Annotated in this window: 16 protein-coding genes and 1 riboswitch; of the genes, 4 read left to right on the plus strand and 12 right to left on the minus strand. The window is 53.2% G+C overall.

The annotated features are described in order from the left end of the window. Positions 1-84 precede the first annotated feature (84 nt). The 5 genes from AC3RCL_RS27870 to AC3RCL_RS27890 form a co-directional block, all read right to left on the minus strand. Complete coding sequence (locus AC3RCL_RS27870) at positions 85-1,710, minus strand: ABC-F family ATP-binding cassette domain-containing protein (protein ID WP_009594043.1); 1,626 nt, start codon at positions 1,708-1,710, stop codon at positions 85-87. Between the two features lie 440 nt (positions 1,711-2,150). Then, a complete protein-coding gene (locus AC3RCL_RS27875; RefSeq protein WP_096776941.1) occupies positions 2,151-3,182 on the minus strand; it encodes an MBL fold metallo-hydrolase in 1,032 nt (343 codons plus the stop codon). 126 nt (positions 3,183-3,308) lie between these two features. Next, entirely contained in the window at positions 3,309-3,410 is a 102-nt protein-coding gene (cydS, locus tag AC3RCL_RS27880) for a cytochrome bd oxidase small subunit CydS family protein (RefSeq protein ID WP_015737491.1), read from the minus strand. 5 nt (positions 3,411-3,415) lie between these two features. Continuing rightward, positions 3,416-4,447 carry a cytochrome d ubiquinol oxidase subunit II gene (locus AC3RCL_RS27885; RefSeq protein ID WP_492533209.1) on the minus strand — a complete coding sequence of 344 codons (1,032 nt, stop codon included), beginning with the start codon at positions 4,445-4,447 and terminating at the stop codon, positions 3,416-3,418. Further along, on the minus strand, positions 4,444-5,796 hold the full coding sequence (locus tag AC3RCL_RS27890) for a cytochrome ubiquinol oxidase subunit I (RefSeq protein WP_433941460.1): 1,353 nt from the start codon (positions 5,794-5,796) through the stop codon (positions 4,444-4,446). Before AC3RCL_RS27890 ends, AC3RCL_RS27885 begins: the two co-directional genes overlap by 4 nt. Before the next feature lie 356 nt (positions 5,797-6,152). Between AC3RCL_RS27890 and AC3RCL_RS27895 the strand changes: the two genes are divergently transcribed. Next, positions 6,153-7,283 carry a virulence factor gene (locus AC3RCL_RS27895; RefSeq protein WP_015737495.1) on the plus strand — a complete coding sequence of 377 codons (1,131 nt, stop codon included), beginning with the start codon at positions 6,153-6,155 and terminating at the stop codon, positions 7,281-7,283. A gap of 119 nt (positions 7,284-7,402) precedes the next feature. Further along, positions 7,403-7,582: riboswitch (Lysine riboswitch) on the plus strand. 113 nt (positions 7,583-7,695) lie between these two features. Continuing rightward, positions 7,696-9,147 (plus strand): amino acid permease, encoded by a 1,452-nt coding sequence (locus tag AC3RCL_RS27900; RefSeq protein ID WP_015737496.1) that lies wholly within the window; start codon positions 7,696-7,698, stop codon positions 9,145-9,147. Between the two features lie 74 nt (positions 9,148-9,221). On the opposite strand, the gene AC3RCL_RS27905 is transcribed toward AC3RCL_RS27900, so the two are convergent. The 5 genes from AC3RCL_RS27905 to xylA all read right to left on the minus strand — a co-directional run bounded on the left by AC3RCL_RS27905 (position 9,222) and on the right by xylA (position 16,943). Beyond that, a complete protein-coding gene (locus tag AC3RCL_RS27905) occupies positions 9,222-10,364 on the minus strand; it encodes a transglutaminase domain-containing protein (protein ID WP_145040967.1) in 1,143 nt (380 codons plus the stop codon). Positions 10,365-10,471: 107 nt separating this feature from the next. Then, positions 10,472-12,823: a YcdB/YcdC domain-containing protein gene (locus AC3RCL_RS27910; protein WP_492533212.1), complete on the minus strand. Its 2,352-nt coding sequence runs from the start codon at positions 12,821-12,823 to the stop codon at positions 10,472-10,474. A gap of 193 nt (positions 12,824-13,016) precedes the next feature. After that, positions 13,017-13,640 carry a bifunctional 4-hydroxy-2-oxoglutarate aldolase/2-dehydro-3-deoxy-phosphogluconate aldolase gene (locus tag AC3RCL_RS27915; RefSeq protein WP_015737499.1) on the minus strand — a complete coding sequence of 208 codons (624 nt, stop codon included), beginning with the start codon at positions 13,638-13,640 and terminating at the stop codon, positions 13,017-13,019. A gap of 271 nt (positions 13,641-13,911) precedes the next feature. Continuing rightward, positions 13,912-15,408: a xylulokinase gene (gene xylB / locus AC3RCL_RS27920; protein ID WP_492533215.1), complete on the minus strand. Its 1,497-nt coding sequence runs from the start codon at positions 15,406-15,408 to the stop codon at positions 13,912-13,914. A gap of 218 nt (positions 15,409-15,626) precedes the next feature. Continuing rightward, complete coding sequence (xylA, locus tag AC3RCL_RS27925) at positions 15,627-16,943, minus strand: xylose isomerase (protein ID WP_015737501.1); 1,317 nt, start codon at positions 16,941-16,943, stop codon at positions 15,627-15,629. 369 nt (positions 16,944-17,312) lie between these two features. On the opposite strand from xylA, the gene AC3RCL_RS27930 reads away from it, so the two are divergent. Then, positions 17,313-18,485: an ROK family protein gene (locus AC3RCL_RS27930; protein WP_036663851.1), complete on the plus strand. Its 1,173-nt coding sequence runs from the start codon at positions 17,313-17,315 to the stop codon at positions 18,483-18,485. Between the two features lie 151 nt (positions 18,486-18,636). Next, positions 18,637-18,840, plus strand: a complete 204-nt coding sequence (locus AC3RCL_RS27935) for a hypothetical protein (protein WP_015737503.1) — start codon at positions 18,637-18,639, stop codon at positions 18,838-18,840. A gap of 118 nt (positions 18,841-18,958) precedes the next feature. Here AC3RCL_RS27935 and AC3RCL_RS27940 read toward each other — a convergent pair whose 3' ends face one another. Then, positions 18,959-19,195, minus strand: coding sequence for a glutaredoxin family protein (locus AC3RCL_RS27940; protein ID WP_006212730.1), 237 nt, complete (start codon positions 19,193-19,195; stop codon positions 18,959-18,961). A gap of 66 nt (positions 19,196-19,261) precedes the next feature. Next, positions 19,262-20,203 (minus strand): thioredoxin-disulfide reductase, encoded by a 942-nt coding sequence (gene trxB / locus AC3RCL_RS27945; protein WP_015737504.1) that lies wholly within the window; start codon positions 20,201-20,203, stop codon positions 19,262-19,264. Positions 20,204-20,440 lie beyond the last annotated feature (237 nt).

Here is a 20,440-nt window from a genome sequence, read left to right on the forward strand (position 1 = left end):
CCTCCCATACCCGGGAGGTGCAGCATTTTTATTGAATAAAAAGGCGGGATGACAGCTTGTCGCCATCATCCCGCTGCTAAATTTTTAAACTTCAACCGGGTACATGCTTTCGCGAAGCCCCTTGATCTCTTCACTCTCCAGATACTCGTCATAACTCATGCTGCGGTCGATGATGCCGTTAGGCGTAATCTCGATAATCCGGTTCGCAATCGTCTGAATGAACTGATGGTCATGCGAGGTGAACAGAATCGTTCCGTCAAAATCGATCAAGCCATTGTTGAGCGCCGTGATGGACTCCAGATCCAAGTGGTTCGTCGGTTCATCGAAGATCAGCACGTTCGCGCCGTTCAGCATCATTTTGGCCAGCATGCAGCGAACCTTCTCGCCTCCGGACAATACGCTGGCTTTCTTCAACGCTTCCTCCCCTGAGAACAGCATGCGGCCAAGGAATCCGCGCAGGAACGTTTCGTCCTGATCCTTGGAATATTGGCGCAGCCATTCCACGAGATTCAGGTCGACTCCGTCGAAATAAGCCGAATTGTCTTTCGGGAAATACGCTTGGGTCGTGGTTACGCCCCAGCTGTATTCGCCGGCTTCCGCTTCGGTTTCGCCGGTGATGACCTGGAACAAGGTCGTTTTCGGCAAGCCGTTTGGCCCGACAAACGCAATTTTGTCGCCTTTATTCACAACAAAACTCACGTTGTCCAGCAATTTCTCGCCTTCCACGCTCTTCGTCAGGCTGTCCACGGTCAGCAATTGTTTGCCGGCTTCGCGTTCAGGCTTGAAGTTGAGGAACGGATATTTACGGTTGGATGGACGGATATCGTCCAGCGTAATTTTATCGAGCTGCTTCTTCCGGGATGTCGCTTGCTTCGATTTCGAAGCATTCGCGGAGAAGCGCTGAATGAAGGCTTGAAGCTCCTTGATCTTCTCTTCCTTCTTCTTGTTGGATTCGCGCTGGAGCGCGAGGGCCAGCTGGCTGGATTCATACCAGAAGTCGTAGTTGCCGACATACAACTGAATTTTACCGAAATCGATATCCGCAATATGCGTACATACCTTGTTCAGGAAGTGACGGTCATGGGATACCACGATAACGGTGCCTTCATAATCCATCAGGAAGTTCTCGAGCCACTGAATCGATTCGAGGTCCAAGTGGTTGGTAGGCTCATCGAGCAGCAGGTTATGCGGCCGGCCGAACAAGGCTTGGGCCAAGAGAACGCGGACCTTCTCGTTGCCGCTCAGCTCCGACATTTTCTTGTCGTGCAGCTCACGCGGAATACCGAGGCCGATCAAGAGCGCAGCCGCATCCGGCTCGGCATCCCATCCGTTCAGCTCGGCGAATTCGCCTTCCAGCTCACCCGCACGCATGCCGTCTTCTTCGGAGAAATCGGCTTTTGCATACAGCGCATCCTTCTCCTTCATGATGGTATACAGTCTGGCGTGACCCATGATGACCGTCTCCAGAACCGGATACTGGTCATATTCATAGTGGTTCTGCTTCAGAACCGCCATCCGTTCGTTGGGAGTCATATGAACCTCGCCTGAGTTCGGTTCAATCTCGCCGGAGAGGATTTTCAGAAATGTAGACTTACCCGCCCCGTTAGCGCCGATGAGGCCGTAGCAGTTGCCCGGGGTGAATTTTATATTGACATCTTCAAATAGTGCTCGTTTGCCATAGCGGAGCGTTACGCCGCTTGTACTGATCATTAAGCATTACCATCCTTTATCACTATTGGTTTCAGCACATTATAGCATAAGTACGGCGGTTATCGAAGCTTCTGGATGATATAAAACGGTTTTAAACAAATATAACCTCCTGCATGGGCCATTTCATGCTGACCAGCTACAGGAGGCCGACGATCATAGATTACCTTTTACCAAGTTTCATAGAACCGAGGCTTTTCTATTAATTAGAAGAAACCAGTCGGACCGGACCGCTGTCTTACCATAGACTTCACCGGGAATCGATTGACGATCCCATGCAGTTGGCTAAGAATAACGCTCTGCCGCAAGAGCGGTCGGCATTTGGCCAAAACGATGACGATTAGAAGCAACTAATAAATGGGCCCGAAAGGTTATACGACCTTTCGGGCCTTCTTAGGCAGTCTGTAATGGGTATGCCGATCGGAATCGCTTCCGGGTTTCTGTTACGAAGTCACGCTTCTTCGTTCCGGCTGAACCTTGAAGGTTTCCCCGTATTTCAAGACGCGAATCCGCTCCTTGGCAATCCCGAGCCGCTTTCGTTCCGCTTCCATCCGGTCCAGCGCTTCCCTGGCCGTATCATCGGCCAGCTTGAAGGTCCCGTAATGCATCGGAATCATCGTCTCCGCCTTCACGTCCTGAAACGCCTGCAGCGCCTCTTCCGGATTGACGTGCTGGGACGTCATGAACCATTCCGGCTCGTATGCCCCGATCGGCATCAAAGCGAGGTGAATGTTGAACCGTTCGCCGATCAGCTTAAAACCCTCGAAATAACCGCTGTCTCCCGCAAAATACAAATTCGGCGGAAGCAGTCGCGTGCCGTCCTCTGCGACGGGTTCGTTATTGCACGGCGATTCATCGGAAGAACTCGAATCCGTCTTTCCATCCTGCAGCACGGGCTCCATCACGAATCCTCCCCAATGGGACGTATTCGTATCAAACGGCGTGCGCCGCGTCCAATGCTGTGTCGGCACGAAGGAAAATTTCACGCCTTTTATGGCGACCGATTCCCACCACTGCAGTTCGATCACGCGGCGAAAGCCTTTATTGATCATTTTCCGACGCAGACCAACCGGTACAATGATGGTGGTGTCCGCACGGTACAGCTTACGGATCGAGGAAACATGCATATGGTCATAGTGGGAATGCGATATCAAAATGACATCGATCGGGGGGATCTCATGAATGGGAAGTCCAGGTTCCCCAAGGCGCTTATTAAACCCCATTCTCCGCGCCCATACGGGATCAGTCACAATATTCATGCCTTCGTATTGAATGAAGAACGTGGCGTGCCCGATCCAGGTAACGGAGGTTTCGTGCCGGTTGCTATGCAAATACTGAAGATCCGGCGTCAGGTTCGGAATGCAGTAGGAATAATCCTTCTTCTTCTGACGACGTTCGTCGCGCCACTGCTTGAACTGTTTAAGCGTTTTGTCCGTGCTGACGTTATCGATATTGTTATAGCGAATTCTTGGCATGCAGCCTCCTCCTTCCATTACCCTGTATTTTACCCGTATTGAGCTATCCGCTCAACTTTGCGCTTTGTTGTTCTTTTTACACCGAATGATTCTTGGCGAAACAGCCCGGCTTTATTTTGTCCATCCTCAATCCGAAGGGTCTTTATACTTGACAACGTAAATCGCCATAAAGGCTACGGCAGCCAATACCGTGAGCAGCGGTGCTATGAAAATGCCGAAGTCCTCCACTTGCCTCACCCCTTCTTCGCGGATTTGCCGCGAATGTAGTTCGCATCGAACAAAAACAATCGCATCAGCAGGATCAGGGAAGGCACCAGCACGCAAAAGCCGAGAATAAACGCGGTAATCAAAGCGATGGCCATCGTATCGTTGGTGATGCTCTCATCAATGTGGATGTAATCATAGAGAATGTACGGCAGATGCGAGCGACCATATCCGTACCAGGCAAAAGCGAATTGAAGCATGACCATGATAAATGCGATGCCAAGGCGGATGCGTTTCCACACGAGGTATACCGCGATGACAAAGCAGACGAACGACGCGATAAACATCCAGGCGATATCCAGCATTTGCCCAAAATGGACCGGATTCTGATGGTTGATCTGGAAAAACGCGAACACCGAAGCCAGGATCGTCGGCCCGCTCCACCCCAGCGCGTAACCCCGGACCACACCGAACGCCACCTCATCCCCGGCACGCTGCGCGTAATAGGACAGGAACATCGCCGAGATGTACAGAACGCTGACAAGGGCAAGCAGAATGACCGACCACGTGTACGGATTCGTGAAGAACGTGTACCAGTGAAGCTCCACCTTCCCGCCGTCCATATAGATGATGCCGCCCTCGGATATGGCCAATATCGTCGACAAGGCGGCAGGAATGAGCAGCCCCGTCGCTCCGTATAGTCCCATGTATACGATATTGTTGCCCGTCTGGCTGCCATACGTATGATAGGCGTAGTAAGCGCCTCGGATGGCGAGCAGCACGAGCGCCAAGCTGCCCGGGACAAGCAGCGCGGTGCCATAATAATACGCGGCATCGGGAAAGAATCCGACGAGTCCGACCACAAAAAAGATCAGGAACACGTTGGTCACTTCCCAAACGGGGGACAGATATCGCTGGATGATATTGTGGATCTTGTTCTCATGTCCGGTAAGCACGCTATAGAAGCTGAAGAACCCGGCGCCGAAATCAATCGAGGCCACCAGCAAATAGCCGAACAGGAACGTCCATAGAACGGTTATGGCTACCATGGCATAGCTCACTTGCGGTCTCCTCCTTCGATTTCGAGTCCCAGCAGCCGGATTTCCTCTTCCGCGCTTTTATTCCGGAACAATTGGCTCAGCACGCGGATTGCGGATACGGACAAGACCAAATACAGTAGAATAAACAGCAACAGCATCCAGCCGACGCTCGATGAAGTGGTCGCCGCATCCGATACCTTCATATATCCCCTCACAATCCACGGCTGCCTTCCGATCTCGGCAAGGAACCAGCCCAGCCATATGGCTGACATCGATAAAGGCCCTAAAGCCAATATACTGAGCAGCAGCCACTTTGGGTAAGGCTTTTTGCCAGGAAGTTTCCTTCGGAACATATACAGGAGAGGAATCAGAACGATCACGGCACCGCTGGTCACCTTCAAATCAAAAAAATAATGCACGGACATCGGCGGTCTCTCGTTCTCTGGAAATTCATTCAGGCCGATGACCTCCGTACTGGGGCTGTTCCCTGCCAGTATGCTAAGCGCGTACGGAATCTTTAACGCATACTTGATTTCGTTATTCTCATCCAGAAAACCGCCGTAAATGAGCGGGGCTTCGGTCATCGTCTCAAAATGCCACTCGGCGGCCGCCAGTTTCTCGGGCTGGTATTTGGCCAGGAATTTGCCGGAAAAGTCACCGATCATCACGGTGGCCACGGCAAAAACAAAGGTGGAAACGACGGTAAGCTTCAGCGCTTTCTTAAAATAGACGTGCCTGCTTCCCCGAAGCAAGCTGAAAGCCGCGATGCTGGCCAGCGCCGCAGCGCTTGTCGTAAACGCCGACGCCAGGACATGGCTCACCTTGGTCGGCGTCGCCGGATTGAACATGGCCACGAACGGATTCACGTTCGTAAACACCCCGTCCACCAGCTCAAAGCCTTGAGGCTGGTTCATAAATGCATTCATGCTCGTGATAAAGAATGCAGACGCGGAGGAGCCGATCGCCACGGGAATTAGCAGCAGCAAATGGGTCCATTTGTTTTTGAACCGATCCCACGTATAGAGATAAATGCCAAGAAAGATCGCCTCCACAAAAAAAGCGAAGGTTTCCATGAACAGCGGCAGCGCAATGGCCTTACCGGCTACGCGCATAAAGGTGGGCCACAGCAGGCTGAGCTGCAAGCCGATGGCGGTTCCTGTCACGACGCCAACAGCCACGGTAATCACATATCCCCGCGCCCAGCGCCTGGCGAGCAAGGTATAATGGTCATCCCCCGTCCGGATCCCCCTCCATTCCGCCAGAGCCAGCATAATGGGAATCCCGACGCCGATGGTTGCCAGAACAATATGTACAAACAGGGTCAGTCCGGTCAGTATGCGGCTCATCAGTACTGGATCCAGTGATGACATCAGGTTCACTCCTCGGGTGTGTTATCCAAAATGATGCATGTAGCGCAAATATCCTTTCACGGCCCCGTACAGCATAATGGCCGCCACGATAAAACATAGAATCGCAAGCTTTTTCTCCTGCTTCCTGTACATCGACAGCCTAGCCTCCCTTATGTATTTCGGACTTCCTGCAAGGGGTGCCGCCCTTCGCCGTAATTCTTTGAAAAACATGAATGAATTCCATCCAACATTATCAGTTTTACAAACCCTTCCTCTTTTTATCCAAAGTCCGGTCAATTTGTTGGAATCCTGTGCATGATGTTTTTTCTGGCATGGAAAAGAGGTACAATAAGAGGATAAGGAGGCGATAAAAACCCATGAAAATTACATTCATTGAACCAACACCGAGCCCGAACTCCATGATGCTTCATCTTGACGAAACCCTGGAGTCCGGAATTCGCAGAACATATACACTAGACAACGAACGGTCGGCTCCTCCCTGGATCAGGCAGCTGCTCCATATCCCTGGCGTAAAGAGCGTGTTCCACACCCTCGATTTCATCGCGCTCGACCGTAAAGGCAACGCCGATTGGCCTTCCATTCTGGGAGCCGTTCAAGAAATATTCGGCCAGGAGGGACTCGCCGCCGGACTCAAGGAAGGCGCGGATGATATCGCATTTGGGGAAGCCCAGGTGTTCGTGCAATATTTCCGCAATATTCCGATGCAAATTCGTGTCAAAAGCGGGAATCAGGAAGAACGTATCGGTCTGTCGGAGCGCTTCTCCCAAGCCGTAGCCGCCGTAGGGACTTCGACGCTTATCAAGGAACGCAAACTCAAGGAGTACGGCGTACGCTACGGCCAGCTGGAAGACATCGCCCGTGATGTGGAGCAGGAGCTGGAAGCCGCATTCCCGCAGGAGCGCCTCGATAAGGTCATTGCCCAGGCGATTGCCCACGGTGCCAGCGACGAGGATTTCGTCGAGCAGCGCCGGAAGCTGACGGACGAGGAAACCGAGGCCGCGATGCAGGATGAGGACTGGCGCGTACGTTATGCCGCGCTGGATGCGCTGGAGCCGACGGAGAAACACATTCCGCTGCTTCGCAAAGCGCTTCGGGATCCGAAGATGCAGATCCGCCGGCTCGTCGTTGTGTACTTGGGCGACCTTCGGACGCCTGAAGCGATGGAGCTCCTGTATGAAGCCATGCGCGACGAAACGCCGGCCGTTCGCCGTACCGCTGGAGATACCTTGTCCGATATCGGCGATGCCGCCGCTACCCCGGTCATGGTCGAATCGCTCAAAGACAGCAGCAAGATCGTTCGCTGGCGTGCAGCCCGCTTCCTATACGAAGTCGGTACGGAGGAAGCGCGTTCCGCCCTTGAAGAAGCCGCCAACGATCCGGAATTCGAAGTAAGCCTGCAGGCGCGAATGGCGCTGGAGCGCATCGAATCCGGCGAAGAAGCTGCCGGAACCGTCTGGCAGCAAATGGCTAAACGGAATCAATCGTAATCGCTCGGCGGGAAACCGCCTTGAACCGTAAAAATTAACCATTGCTTCTGACATGGAATGTGATTTATACTTAGGACTCTCTTGTTAGAATTGAATATACAGATAGCCTCATCATTCCAAGATGAGGTAGAGGTTGCAGACATGATCAGTAGTTGTGCCGAGGCAAAGAGAAGCCGGTGAAGCACAGTGAAAGGCATGAATGCCGAAGTGCAGGGTATCCTCTTGTATCCTGTGCTGGGGCCGTTGTCGAAAGAGACGGAACTGTCACGGGGATTTCCCCGTGTTGTGCTATCTTCATGGAGGGTATGATGCGGATACGATCAAGACCGCAGGTATAGGACCTGCGGTCTTTTTGTTCTAACAGGGTATATTTTAAATATCATTTCTTAATGTATAGAAGGAGTGTTCGACCTTGAATCGCAAAAAAGCACCGGCTGCTTCGCTTAAGCAGAGCTTTAAAGCCCGTCATATGACGATGATCGCCCTTGGCGGATCAATCGGTACGGGCCTGTTCCTGGCAAGCGGAACGGCCATCGCCTCTGCCGGTCCGGGCGGAGCGCTTATCGCGTATGCCGCCGTAGGCCTCATGGTTTACTTTCTGATGACCAGCCTGGGCGAACTCGCTACGTATCTTCCGGATTCCGGCTCATTCAGCACCTACGCCTCCCGGTTTGTCAGTCCCGCCTTCGGATTTGCCGTCGGCTGGAACTTCTGGTACAACTGGGCCGTTACCATTGCCGCCGAACTCGCGGCGGCCACGGTTATAATCAAGTTCTGGTTCCCGGACAGCCCGTCATTTCTGTGGAGCCTTCTGTTCCTGGCGATTATGTTCGGCTTAAACATTCTATCCGCCAAAGGATACGGCGAATCGGAATATTGGTTTGCTATCATTAAAGTAGCGACTGTCATTGTTTTCCTTATCATCGGCGTCATGATGATTTTCGGCATTCTTGGCGGCGAAGCGGTCGGATTCAGCAACTTTAGCCTAGGCGACGGGCCGGTACACGGCGGATTCTTCGCGCTGGTCGGCGTGTTTATGGCTGCAGGCTTCTCCTTTCAGGGAACCGAACTGATCGGGGTAGCGGCAGGCGAAAGCGAGAATCCGAGAAAACATGTGCCCAAAGCCATTCGTCAGGTTTTCTGGCGCATCCTGATCTTCTATATTTTCGCCATTTTTGTTATCGGCATGCTGATCCCATACACCCATCCGAGCTTGCTTCAATCCGGGGTCGACAATATCGGTGTCAGCCCATTCACCCTGGTGTTTGAGAAAGCCGGCCTTGCGTTTGCGGCTTCCGTAATGAATGCGGTCATTCTCAGCTCCGTGCTGTCGGCCGGCAACTCCGGGATGTATGCCTCGACCCGCGTCCTGTATGCCATGGCGAAGCAGGGCATGGCTCCGAAATGGCTGAGCCGCCTGAACAGCCGCGGTGTGCCGGTTGCAGCCCTGATCGTAACCTCCGCCGTGGGCATGCTGGCGTTCCTGGCCTCCTTCTTCGGCGATGGCGTCGTTTACGTGTGGCTTCTGAACGCCTCCGGGATGTGCGGATTCATTAACTGGCTGGCGATTGCGGTGAGTCATTACCGCTTCCGCAAAGCCTACGTTGCCCAAGGCAAGGACCTGAAGGATCTTCCGTTCCGTGCGCGCTGGTTCCCCTTCGGCCCCATCTTCGCTTTCCTGCTCTGTCTCGTGGCCATTATCGGTCAAGGCAACTTCAGCGGGGAGATCGACTGGTTAACGATCATTGCCACGTATGTCAGCATTCCGTTGTTTCTCTCCATCTGGTTCGGCTACCGCTTGATTAAGAAGAGCCGCATCGTGCCATTGGATGAGTGCGATTTGAGCACGGATGCCAAATCATAATAAAGACGAACATGCAAAAAAAACAGCTTCCTCCCGTTGTCGGGAGGAAGCTGTTTTTCATTTGGCACGGACATCTACCATATGATCTGCACTCTAAGATCACCCGTGTTTTCAAAAGCATTGTGATAATACTTGATGGACCCCAGATTGTTCTTTAACTGCAGCTGCTGGAGCACGCTCACAAGTTCTCGCTCGCTCCCGTCAAACCGGAATACCAGCTTACGGCTGCCTTCCGCCTTCGCTGCCTTCACCAGCGGCTGAAGCTGAAGGTGGGAGCTGACGATGGCGCGGGCATCGTATAACTGATACTCCAGATCCTTCTTAATCGTTTCGTATGCTCCCGCTTTCGAACGATCCTTCGCGGCCAGCCCGGCCAGCGTGTTGCGGTAAAGCGTATTCGCCTTCGGATAGGATTTCACCCAGGTATGATCCCGGCCCATCTGCTCATCCGTTCGGAGGTAATACGTGTAGGATACCTCGTTGTCACGATCCGGCACGGGATCGTTCCACGTCGTGTCCAGGTGATACCATTTGCCGTCCAGAAGGACCAGATTCCAGGCATGGAGCTGGCCCTCCGGATTGTCGGAGGCGTAAGCCGTACCCTCCACGATTTTGTTCTGAATCCCGGCTTCCTTCAGCAGCTTATGCGTTAATAGAGAATAACCCTGGCATACCGTGCTCCCCGTGTAAAGCCCGTCATAGGCCGTATATTTCGTAAGCGTCGTATCGTATTTCAAGTTGCGGACAACCCAATCATGGATGGCTTTCACCTTCTCATGATCATTCATGCCCGGCTTGATGATCTGCTTCAAAATGCGGTCGGTATGCTGGTTCACGTAGTTCGTCTGCTCCGCGGTCTCGCGATAGCTCAACCGGACGGTAACATTGGCGGAACTGGATGTTCCACGATAGTCGTAGCTATAGCTGGCGATGGTGTAATGGATATAAGGATCACTGGCCATCGCCTGATCAAGTGCGTCTTTTAGCTGCGATTTCAGCGATTTGGTCTCGCCCTGGTAAACAAAACGCACCGTCGATTGCCTGTCGCTCATCGCTGTCAGCAGTTTCTGCTGTATCGCATGGACCGACTTCACGACCGCTTTGTTGGAAGTGGCATAGACATCACTGAGATTAGCTGGTTCTGGTACTGCTGCAACGGTTACCGCCAAAGTCCCTATGAACAGTAATTTAACGATCGTTCCTCGGCTTCGTTTCATCGGTACACCCGCCCTTCATCTTCCTCATCCGTATGCACCATCATTGTAACACATAACATCAGGGCTTAAGGGTTCTAGTTTTGTCGACCGGGCACGAATATTAAATACTACCAATAGAATGAGGACAAGAAGGAATCGCTTCGTCCCGCCAGCTTCGACATACGGACCAGAACCTCAGCCGCTTCCGCGCGCGTCACTTCGCGATTAGGCAGGAACTTGCCATCCACCGCCGGAAGAAGTCCCAGCTTGAGCGCGATCAGGGCTGCGCCTTTGTTCGTCACGGCGTCGGCATCGGATATCCCCTGCACATCGGTTGGAAGAATAAAGGCTTTGGACAGCTTCTCGTAATTCAAAATCCGGGTCAGCGAGCTTGCCAGTTCATCCCTGGTCAGCTTACGGTCCAGCTGCAGCGGGCTGTCCGGGTCATACGGAATCCAGTTCTGCCCGATCAGCACTTGGATGGCCTGGTAATACGGATGGTCCGGCTGCAGGCCCGCGTACGGATCCATGGTGGATCTTCCATACACCTGCTCGTAGGACGGGCTAACCGAAGCCGCTACCAGCTGATACCATTCTCCAAGGGTGATCTGACGATCCGGGTACACCTTGCCGTCCTTGTCCGGAACCAATACCCGATATTTCACCAGCTCCTTGAGAGCCGCTTCGGCTGAATGCCCCGCCGCGTCAGTCACTGGCGGAATATCCTTCCGGTTCATTTCCGGCATGATATCGCGCCATTCTCCGCTCTTGGCATCGAGCGGTACCTGCATGCCGCCTAAAGCCTGCTGTTTATGTGTCGGGTAATAAATCAGCTTGATGAAAGGCTTGGTGATTTCATTATTGGCAGACAGGTAACCGCCGTAATAGCCGTATTTCAGCTTCAGGTCAATCTCCTTCAAATACTGGGCTCTTGCCTGCTCCTCGGTAATGGCCGGCTTTACGTCCGTTGGCAGCTTGGAGAGGACGCCTTCCGAATTCACGCTAAAGCCCTGGATTTGCCCGTTGGCCTCAATCGTGAGGTTCAGGGAATCGCCCATGACGCGAATATCGCTGACATAGCGCTGGAATGAAAATTGATAGTTGAGGGTTTTCGTGTCCTTACCCATTTTATCAACCGATGTCAGCTTCCATTCCTCGGAAGCATTGGGCACCAGCTTGCTTACCGTCTTGAAAGCAAGATCCTGCGCAGCCTGCTGCGAAATCGGGTTCTTCACTTCCGCAGTTTCGGTCCGGTCATAACGATATCGGTTGTAAGAGTAGATCTGTCCGGTCTTGGCGTCCACCTCTGCGGATACCATCTCTCCTCCGCCCATGGCAGAGATCACATGTTCGCCCCATCTGATGTTCCACGTCTTAACCTCTTTGTTGTTCCATCTTGTACCCAGACTCTTGGATTCTGTCTTCAAGCCTGACGGCAGCTTGATCTGCGACTCCACCCATCGGGCTGCCGCATCACCGCCGGCGAATGGACCCGCGATCGGCTTAAAGGTTTCTTCGGTTGCCGGAATCGTGCCGTCCTCAACGGAGACAAGCCCGCTCTCTTCCCCCGTGAAACTGATGAATTTGCCGGTATTGGCATCCATTGAATAACCTGACAGATCATTAGGTATGTAACCTAAAAAATATTCGCCTTTGGCATTGTTATATAAATTTTCCGGCACATAGGCCAAGGATACTTGGAATTGATCTTCAAACAATTTGCGGATCGAGGCCTCGTTCAATTTCGGCGTAGATGAAGGAAACTCCTCACTGACTTGATTGCGGGAATATTGAATCGTATTGCCCTGTCCATCCAGCGTGATCGTAATGCTGTTCACATCCGATTCAATTCCGTTCACCGAGGTCTGGAAATAAAAATCAAACCGGGGCGGACTGAACAAAGCAGCTTGCATACCGAGATACGCTTCATTCTCCTTAAGCTCGCTTGCCTTCACGTCCGACACGTGGGTGCTGATCCATTTCAGCGCCTTCTCCTTGGCTGCTTCCCGGTTTAACGCCGGTTTGTCACTATCCTGCTTCAACAAAGAGTTAGGGAGATAGATATGAATAAGTTCACCCGTAACCGCATTGACCTGGGCATTGAAGCCGGAGCTTGAGTTCCCTTTGGTCAGCACCAATTGCAGATCCCATGCAAGCGCACTTGATCTCATGTCGTCATTCTCCAGGAACTGCACGTTCGACACCTTTACATTCTTGAGTTCAGGAAAAGCCTTCTTCACGATTTCTTCCGCCTGTTTGGACGAAATTTTTGCACCCTTCGGTATTTCGTTATCCGTAACGCTTTCGGAACCGGCTTGACCACTGCTGTCGACGGAAGTTACCGTTTCGGATACAGCGACTCCGCTGCCCGGAACGGAATTATCCCCCCATACCGGCTGCGCCAAACAAAGCATGGCCGTAGCCGTAACTGCACAAACGGTCTTTTTTACCCTTACTTTCTTCTTCCCCGATGAATTCACTTGATTCGCTCCCTTCCATTTCTTGAACCTAACCATGCATTACTTACACACGATGCTATCCTCAACAAGTGCCTGTACACGGCAGCAATGACATAACCAAGCTACCTAAATAATACCATAACTTGTCTATATATTCCTTATGTAGTAAGCTTCCAAAACATAACCTGCGTGGTTAAGGATGAACAAAGTGTAACTATTTCGCCGCTTCCACGAAAGCCGCTGCACGGCGCTGGATCTCGTCCGAATTCCCGGACGCAAGCGCATCCTTCGGAAGCAGCGCGCTCCCTAAACCCACCGCTGCCGCGCCTGCGTTAAAATAATCCGGAAGATTGCCCAGCGTAACTCCGCCCGTGGCAAGCAGCGGAATGTGATTCAGCGGGCCCTGAAGCTCCCGGATAAACGACAAGCCGAGGCTTGCCATAGGAAACAGCTTCACGATCTCCGCCCCGGCGGCGTACGCCGCAACGATCTCCGTTGGAGTCATAGCCCCGGGCCATACGTCGACTCCCTGCTCCAGGGCAAATTCGATGACGGAAAGATCCGTGTTCGGCGAGATCAGGAACTGGGCTCCCGCAGAGACCGCTTCCTTGGCCATCTCCACATCAAGGACGGTACCCGCGCCGACATACACGTCACCGTCATAGCGGGCGCGCCAATCCTGGATCATATGTAAAGCGCCCTTCGTATTCATCGTCACTTCCATAAACCGGATTCCGCCCCTGCTTAATCCTTCCCCCACGAAGCCCGCTTGTTCTTTTGTAATGCCGCGCACGATAGCAACGATTTTCTCGCGTTTCAGTTCGGCTGTCAGTTTCATTGACGTCCCCCCCATCTCTTTTTTTACACTTTCCGCGCCATCCTTAATCGGATTGGCCGCAGATGTTACACAATGATCACAGGCCATCCAATTAAGGGAACCTGAAAATCGATATCCAAACCGCTTCTCATCGAATAGGGTCAACCCTCATTCCCCGGCGTAACCTGCTTATGACTTCAACCTGCTTCAAGTATATGCGGTCCGGAGCGTTCACGCAAAAAAAAGCAGGCCGGGAGAATGTCTTCCCGACCTGCTCTTCAACATCTGTAGGTTATCCGCGGAATTCGGACAACTCCGCGCCAAGTTCACGCGTGGCTCCGTATACGCTTTGATAGAGTCCAAACAATTTGTCATAGGCCTGAACCGCTTGCGGGTTTGGAGAATACGAGCGTGCCGGACGCAAAAACGCCTTCGCGCAGCCCTGAAGGCTTGGGAACCAGCCGCAGCCGTAAGCTGCAAGCATCGCCGCGCCCATGGCCGGGCCTTGCTCGCTTTCCAGCTTCACGATTTCCGCGTTGAACACATCCGCCTGCATTTGCAGCCAGGTCTCGTTCTTGGCTCCGCCGCCAATGGAAATCACGCGGTCGATCTGCTTGCCCGATGCCCGGAGGATATCAATGGATTCGCGGAGAGAGAACGTGATCCCCTCGAGTACCGAACGCGCAAAGTGAGGCAGCTTATGCCCGGCGTCCATGCCAATGAAGCTGCCGCGGATGGTGGCGTCCGGATGGGGCGTGCGTTCACCGACAATGTACGGCGTGAACAGCAGCCCGCCGCTGCCTACCGGGATATTTCCGATATCGCTTAACAGCGCGTCAAAGGAAACATCCGGAGCAAAGGTATCCTTGAACCAGGTCAGGCTGTATCCCGCTGCTAGGGTTACCCCCATGATATAATAAGCGTCTTTCTCGCTGTGGTTAAAGAAATGGACCTTTCCTTCAAAATCCACCTCACGGCGCTCCTCATAGGACAGCACCACGCCCGATGTACCAATGCTGCACATCGTTTGCCCTTCTTCGAGAATGCCGGCGCCGATAGCGCCGCAGGCGTTGTCCGCCCCGCCGGCAAACACCTTCGTCTCCGGCAGCAGAGCGGCTTGCTCGGCAATCTCGGGGAGCAGCGTGCCGCATTCGTCGAAGGATTCGACCAACGGCGGGCATAAGGTGTGCGGCAGCTGGAAAGCATCCAGAATGTCGGTGCTCCAGGATTTCCCGGCCACGTCCAGCAGCAGCGTGCCGGCTGCATCGGAGTAGTCCATCGCGTATTGTCCGGTCAAGCGGAAACGCACGTAATCCTTAGGCAGCAGGAACAGGGCAGCCCGTTCGAGCACTTCCGGCTCAAACTCCTGAACCCAGAGAATCTTCGGCAGAGTGAAGCCTTCCAGCGCGCGATTGCGTGCAATGCCGAGCAGCTTCTCCTGCAAGGTCTCCTCGATGCGGCGGCATTGCGCCGTTGTCCGGGTGTCGTTCCACAGGATCGCCGGCCGCAGCACGGCGCCCTCTCCGTCTACCAGGACCAAACCATGCATTTGGCCGGAGAAGCTCAATCCCTCAACCTCGGATGGATGTATGTTGTTTCCTTTCATTAATTGTCGTAACGACAATACCGTTTTGTCCACCCAGTCCTCCGGCCGCTGTTCGCTGTAACCGGGCTTCGGCTGGCTCAGCGGGTATGACTCCGAATGCTCGGCAACCACCGTGCCGCTGCGGTCCACCAGCACGGTCTTCACGGCACTGGTCCCCAAATCAACTCCGATAACGTAACTCATCTATATCCTCCTTTGTCTCCTCATGAACCGAACATGAAAACATCGTTGGCATTCTCCCCTAGACGCATCGTCTGGTCCGGGGCATGCCTCCAATGACTGCCGACCATCGCTCGCGCCATCGTTTCCGGTTTGAAATAAGTACACCGGCATCCCTGGAGGGAGCCGGTGAAGGTTTTGGATTTCATGGAACAAGCTTTAAACACCCGTACCGTTATGAATTAATTCGCAAGAATGTACTGATTCAGAATCGCCTTCAGCATTTCTTGGCGTCCGGACTCGTTTTTGCGAGGGGACTCGTTGTTCAGCGCGTATTCCGCAAGGGAAGCCAGCGTAGCCTTACCGGATACGACGTCAGCGCCGATGCCTTCATTAAAGCTGCTGTAGCGCTTCGCGATGAAGTCCTCGAATACGCGGTCTTCGATCAGCTTCGCTGCCACTTTCAAGCCTTTTGCGTAAGTATCCATACCAGCGATGTGCGCATGGAACAGATCTTCCGGCTCGAAGGATGGACGGCGAACCTTCGCGTCGAAGTTCACGCCGCCGCGGCCGAGGCCGCCGTTCATCAGCACTTCGTACAGCGTCAATGTAGCGTCATAGATGTTAACCGGGAATTCGTCCGTATCCCATCCGATAAGCATATCGCCTTGGTTCGCGTCGAGGGAACCGAGCATGCCGTTGATGCGTGCTACGCGAAGCTCATGTTCGAAGGTATGACCGGCCAGCGTGGCGTGGTTTGCTTCGAGGTTCAATTTAAAATGCTTGTCGAGACCGTATTTCTGCAGGAATGCAATCGTAGTAGCCGCATCGAAGTCATATTGGTGCTTAGTCGGCTCCTTCGGTTTAGGCTCGATCAGGAACTGAGCGTCAAAGCCGATTTCCTTCGCGTAATCCACCGCCATATGGAACAGGCGCGCCAGGTTATCCAGTTCAAGGCCCATATCCGTGTTCAGCAGGGTCTCGTAGCCTTCACGGCCTCCCCAGAACACGTAGTTCTCGGCGCCGAGGCGTTTGCCTACTTCGAGGCCCTTCTTGATTTGCGCTGCCGCATGAGCGTATACATCGGCGTTGCACGTAGTGCCCGCACCATGCATGAAACGAGGATTCGTGAACATGTTGGCCGTGTTCCACAGCAATTTTTTGCCGGTGGACTTCATGTGGTCTTCAATCGAGTCCACGATCGTATCGATGTTGCTGTAGAACTCGCGCAGGCTGCTGCCTTCCGGCGCAATGTCCACGTCGTGGAAGCAGAAATACGGAAGGTTCATCTTCTCCATGAATTCAAAGCCTGCCTCAACGCGTGCTTTGGCAAGGTCCATGCCGGAGTAGTTGCCCCAAGGACGAACCGCCGTGTCGGCACCGAACGGATCGGAGCCGCCTGCAGTCAATGTATGCCAGTAAGCCATCGCGAAACGGAGATGCTCTTCCATCGTTTTGCCGGCTACGACTTCTGTCGGATTATAAAATTTAAAAGCATAAGGGTTGGTCGATTTGCTGCCTTCGTACTCGACTTTGCTAATGTTGTTAAAATAGGCCATGAATAAATCCTCCTATACCTTGTTAAGGTGTGGTTAACGCTTACAAGGTTATCCTATCACAGCTCCACCACTTTGTCTATTGGTTAAACAAAGTTATTCCTTTACAAGTTTTTCAAAACCGATTCCGCCTGCCGTTGTGACGGTTTCGCTCCTGCGGCAAAGGACATGTTCCCCGTCTAATCCAGGGTACACCATTCCTCCACATTCGGATGAAGACATCGCCCACCGGACCCGGCTCATTAATGATTCCGTGACTTAAGCTGCGTTACGGGCTGTTGCATTTTCCCGGCTTTGCCCCTAGACTATGAGCATATCAAGTCTCACAAGCCTAACTGGATTAGGAAAGCAAGACTAAAAGGATGAGTACACATGACGAATATTACCGGTGACCAGGCTCTGGTCAAAAAAATAAACACTTCCATCATTCTCGATACGATACGTCAACACGCGCCGGTCTCCCGGGCGAAGGTGTCCAAGCTGACAGGCCTGAACAAGGCTACCGTCTCCAATCTTGTGCAGGAGCTTTGCAGCAACCACCTGGTCCAGGAAATCGGGCCCGGCGAATCCAGCGGCGGCAGGAAGCCGCAGCTGCTGCTGTTTAACGGACAAGCCGGGTATGCCATCGGCGTCGAGCTGCGCGTGAAGCAGATAACCGCCGTGCTTACCGATCTGGAAGGACGGATCCTTGCCGAAGAGGACACGGCGCTTGAAGCGCACGACGTTGAATCGGTGACGAGGCTGATGGTGGGCATGATCCACGGCCTGATGCGTCAGGCCCCTCCCTCCCCGTACGGCATCATCGGGATCGGCGTGGGCGTCCCGGGAATGGTCGACGGCGACGGCACCGTCCTCTTCGCCCCCAACCTGGGATGGGACATGGTTCCGCTGCAGGAGCAGCTCGAGCTCGAGCTCGGACTCCCCGTCACCATCGACAATGAAGCGAACGCGGGTGCCCAGGGCGAGCTCCGCTTCGGAGCCGGCCGGGACGCCCGCCATCTCCTCTATATCAGTGCCGGCAGCGGTATCGGCTCCGGCATCATCATCAATGGCGAGCTCTATAAGGGAGCCCGCGGATATGCCGGCGAAAGCGGCCATATGTCCATCGAAGCCGAGGGACGGGAATGCAGCTGCGGCAACCGCGGCTGCTGGGAGCTGTACGCCTCGGAGAAATCCTACGACGGCAAAGATGCCGTTCTTCCGTCCAGGCGGACATCCGAGCTTGTGCATCATGCCGAGCTCGGCCATAAGGATACGATCCGGCATTTCGAGGAGCTTGGACGCTATCTCGGCATTGGCATAACCAATCTTGTCAACGGATTCAATCCGCAATCGGTCATCATTGGCGGTCCGCTGTCCGACGCCCGGGCTTGGATCGAAGAAACGCTCCAGCAGGTCGTTGCCCAGCGCACACTACCTTACCACCGCGAGCGGATGGAGATCCGGTTTGCGGAGCTGGGCAGCCGTTCTACCATGATCGGTGCGGCCTACTCTGCCATTTCGCAATTTCTTGGCCCGGTACGGGTTTCCATGCCGATTCATTAAAATTGACGATATTTTGTCGTAATTAGCAACCAGCATCTTAAGGAAAATCCAGCGATTTTCCGCTATAATTAATCTCATCCTGTAATTTAAATCACGATTCTCTTCGTGAGAAACGTGTGATCGTTATACTAAAGGGAGAGGAAACGCTCAAATGACCTATGTAAGCACTGCGGAAATATCGGCGGAAATGTTTGTGACCGTATTGCTGTGTCTCCTAGTTATCGCACCTTTGTTCAGTCTCGCCATCATGCGTTTTTTTCAAGGCAAGAAAAAAGCCGGCTTCATTCTCCTCGGCTCCGGCGTGGCCGCATACGTTGTATTCCAGTTCATCATGAGTCTGTTTTTCAGCAAGTGAACATGATTTGTACGAACGTGTGGCAGCATAGCTCGGCAACACAAAAAGCTCCTTCCCGAACCTCGGGAAGGAGCTTTTTATCATAAGCAAGCGATTGGCTTGCCATCTGCTGATGAGATTAAGCTTCCGGATTCAACGCTTTGTTGAACTGGAGCTTGTTCATGCCAAGAATTCGGTGCTCACCGATGATGGTGAGAGGTACCGCGCGAACGCCCATATCCCATACTTGCTGTGCGAATTCGTCGTTCTGCTCGATGTTGCGCTCTTCAAACTCGATGCCTTGATCGGACAAGAAGCCTTTTACTTGTTTGCAGTGCGGGCAATTGTTCGAAGTGTATACAATCACGTTTTCCATGGTCGGTCAGTCTCCTCTACTCATGATTTGGGCTGCTTACAGCCGGTTCGATCTCTATCTATCAGTTTACAACACGACAGCGCTGTGTTCCAAGCTCTCGATGTATTTCTCCGCATCCATAGCCGCCATACAGCCGCTTCCCGCTGCCGTGATCGCTTGTCTGTAACGGGTGTCCTGAACGTCGCCGCAAGCAAATACGCCTTGGATATTCGTTTCGGATGTTCCCGGTGTCGTTACGATATAACCGTTCGGGTCGGTCGTAATGCTTCCGCCAAGGAAACCGGTGTTCGGATGGTGGCCGATCGCCACGAACACGCCGCTGACCGCGATCGTCTCTTCTTCGCCGGTCTCATTGTTGAGCACTTTGATGCCCTTTACGCCTGTCTCGTCCGCGATGACTTCCTGCGGCGTGCGGTTCAATGCCCATTCGATTTTCTCGTTGGCGCGGGCGCGATCCTGCATGATTTTCGATGCACGAAGCTCCTCCCGACGGTGAACCAGCGTTACTTTGGATGCAAAGCGGGTCAGGAAGTTGGCTTCCTCCAGCGCGGAATCGCCGCCGCCGACAACAACGATCTCTTTCCCGCGGAAGAAGAATCCGTCGCAGGTTGCGCAAGTGCTGACGCCGCGTCCCACATTGTCCTGCTCTCCAGGAATGCCGAGATATTTGGCCGTTGCGCCCGTAGAGATGATCAGCGTCTCGGCAACCACCTCGCCCATTCCGTCAACGTCCAGCTTGAACGGACGCTCTCCAAATTCCACGCTGTTCACCCAGCCTGTACGAAATTCCGCGCCAAAACGTTCCGCCTGCTGACGCATATTGTCCATCAGCTCAGGACCCATGATGCCTTCGGGAAACCCCGGGAAATTTTCAACTTCGGTCGTGGTTGTCAGCTGTCCGCCAGGTTGCGGACCTTCAATGACGAGCGGGCTCAAATTCGCGCGAGCCAGATAAATGGCAGCCGTAAGCCCGGCAGGGCCTGTGCCTATAATAACGGATTTGTACATATCGTTTCCCTCCTATATATGGAACACTTAATTATAATCATTATAAATTAATATTAATTATGGTTATATCGGAGCCGTCTGTCAATATGTCACATCACACCCCAACTGCAAATATTGTTAATCCATTCTTCATAAACCGCTGGGGAATTTACTATTTTGAAAAAATGAATCTCGTGCTCGAAAGAACACCTCGTTGTAAAACGTTTACTTCGAGGTCAGGAGTGCGCTGAGATCAGG

This window comes from Paenibacillus sp. MT86 (assembly GCF_058792535.1).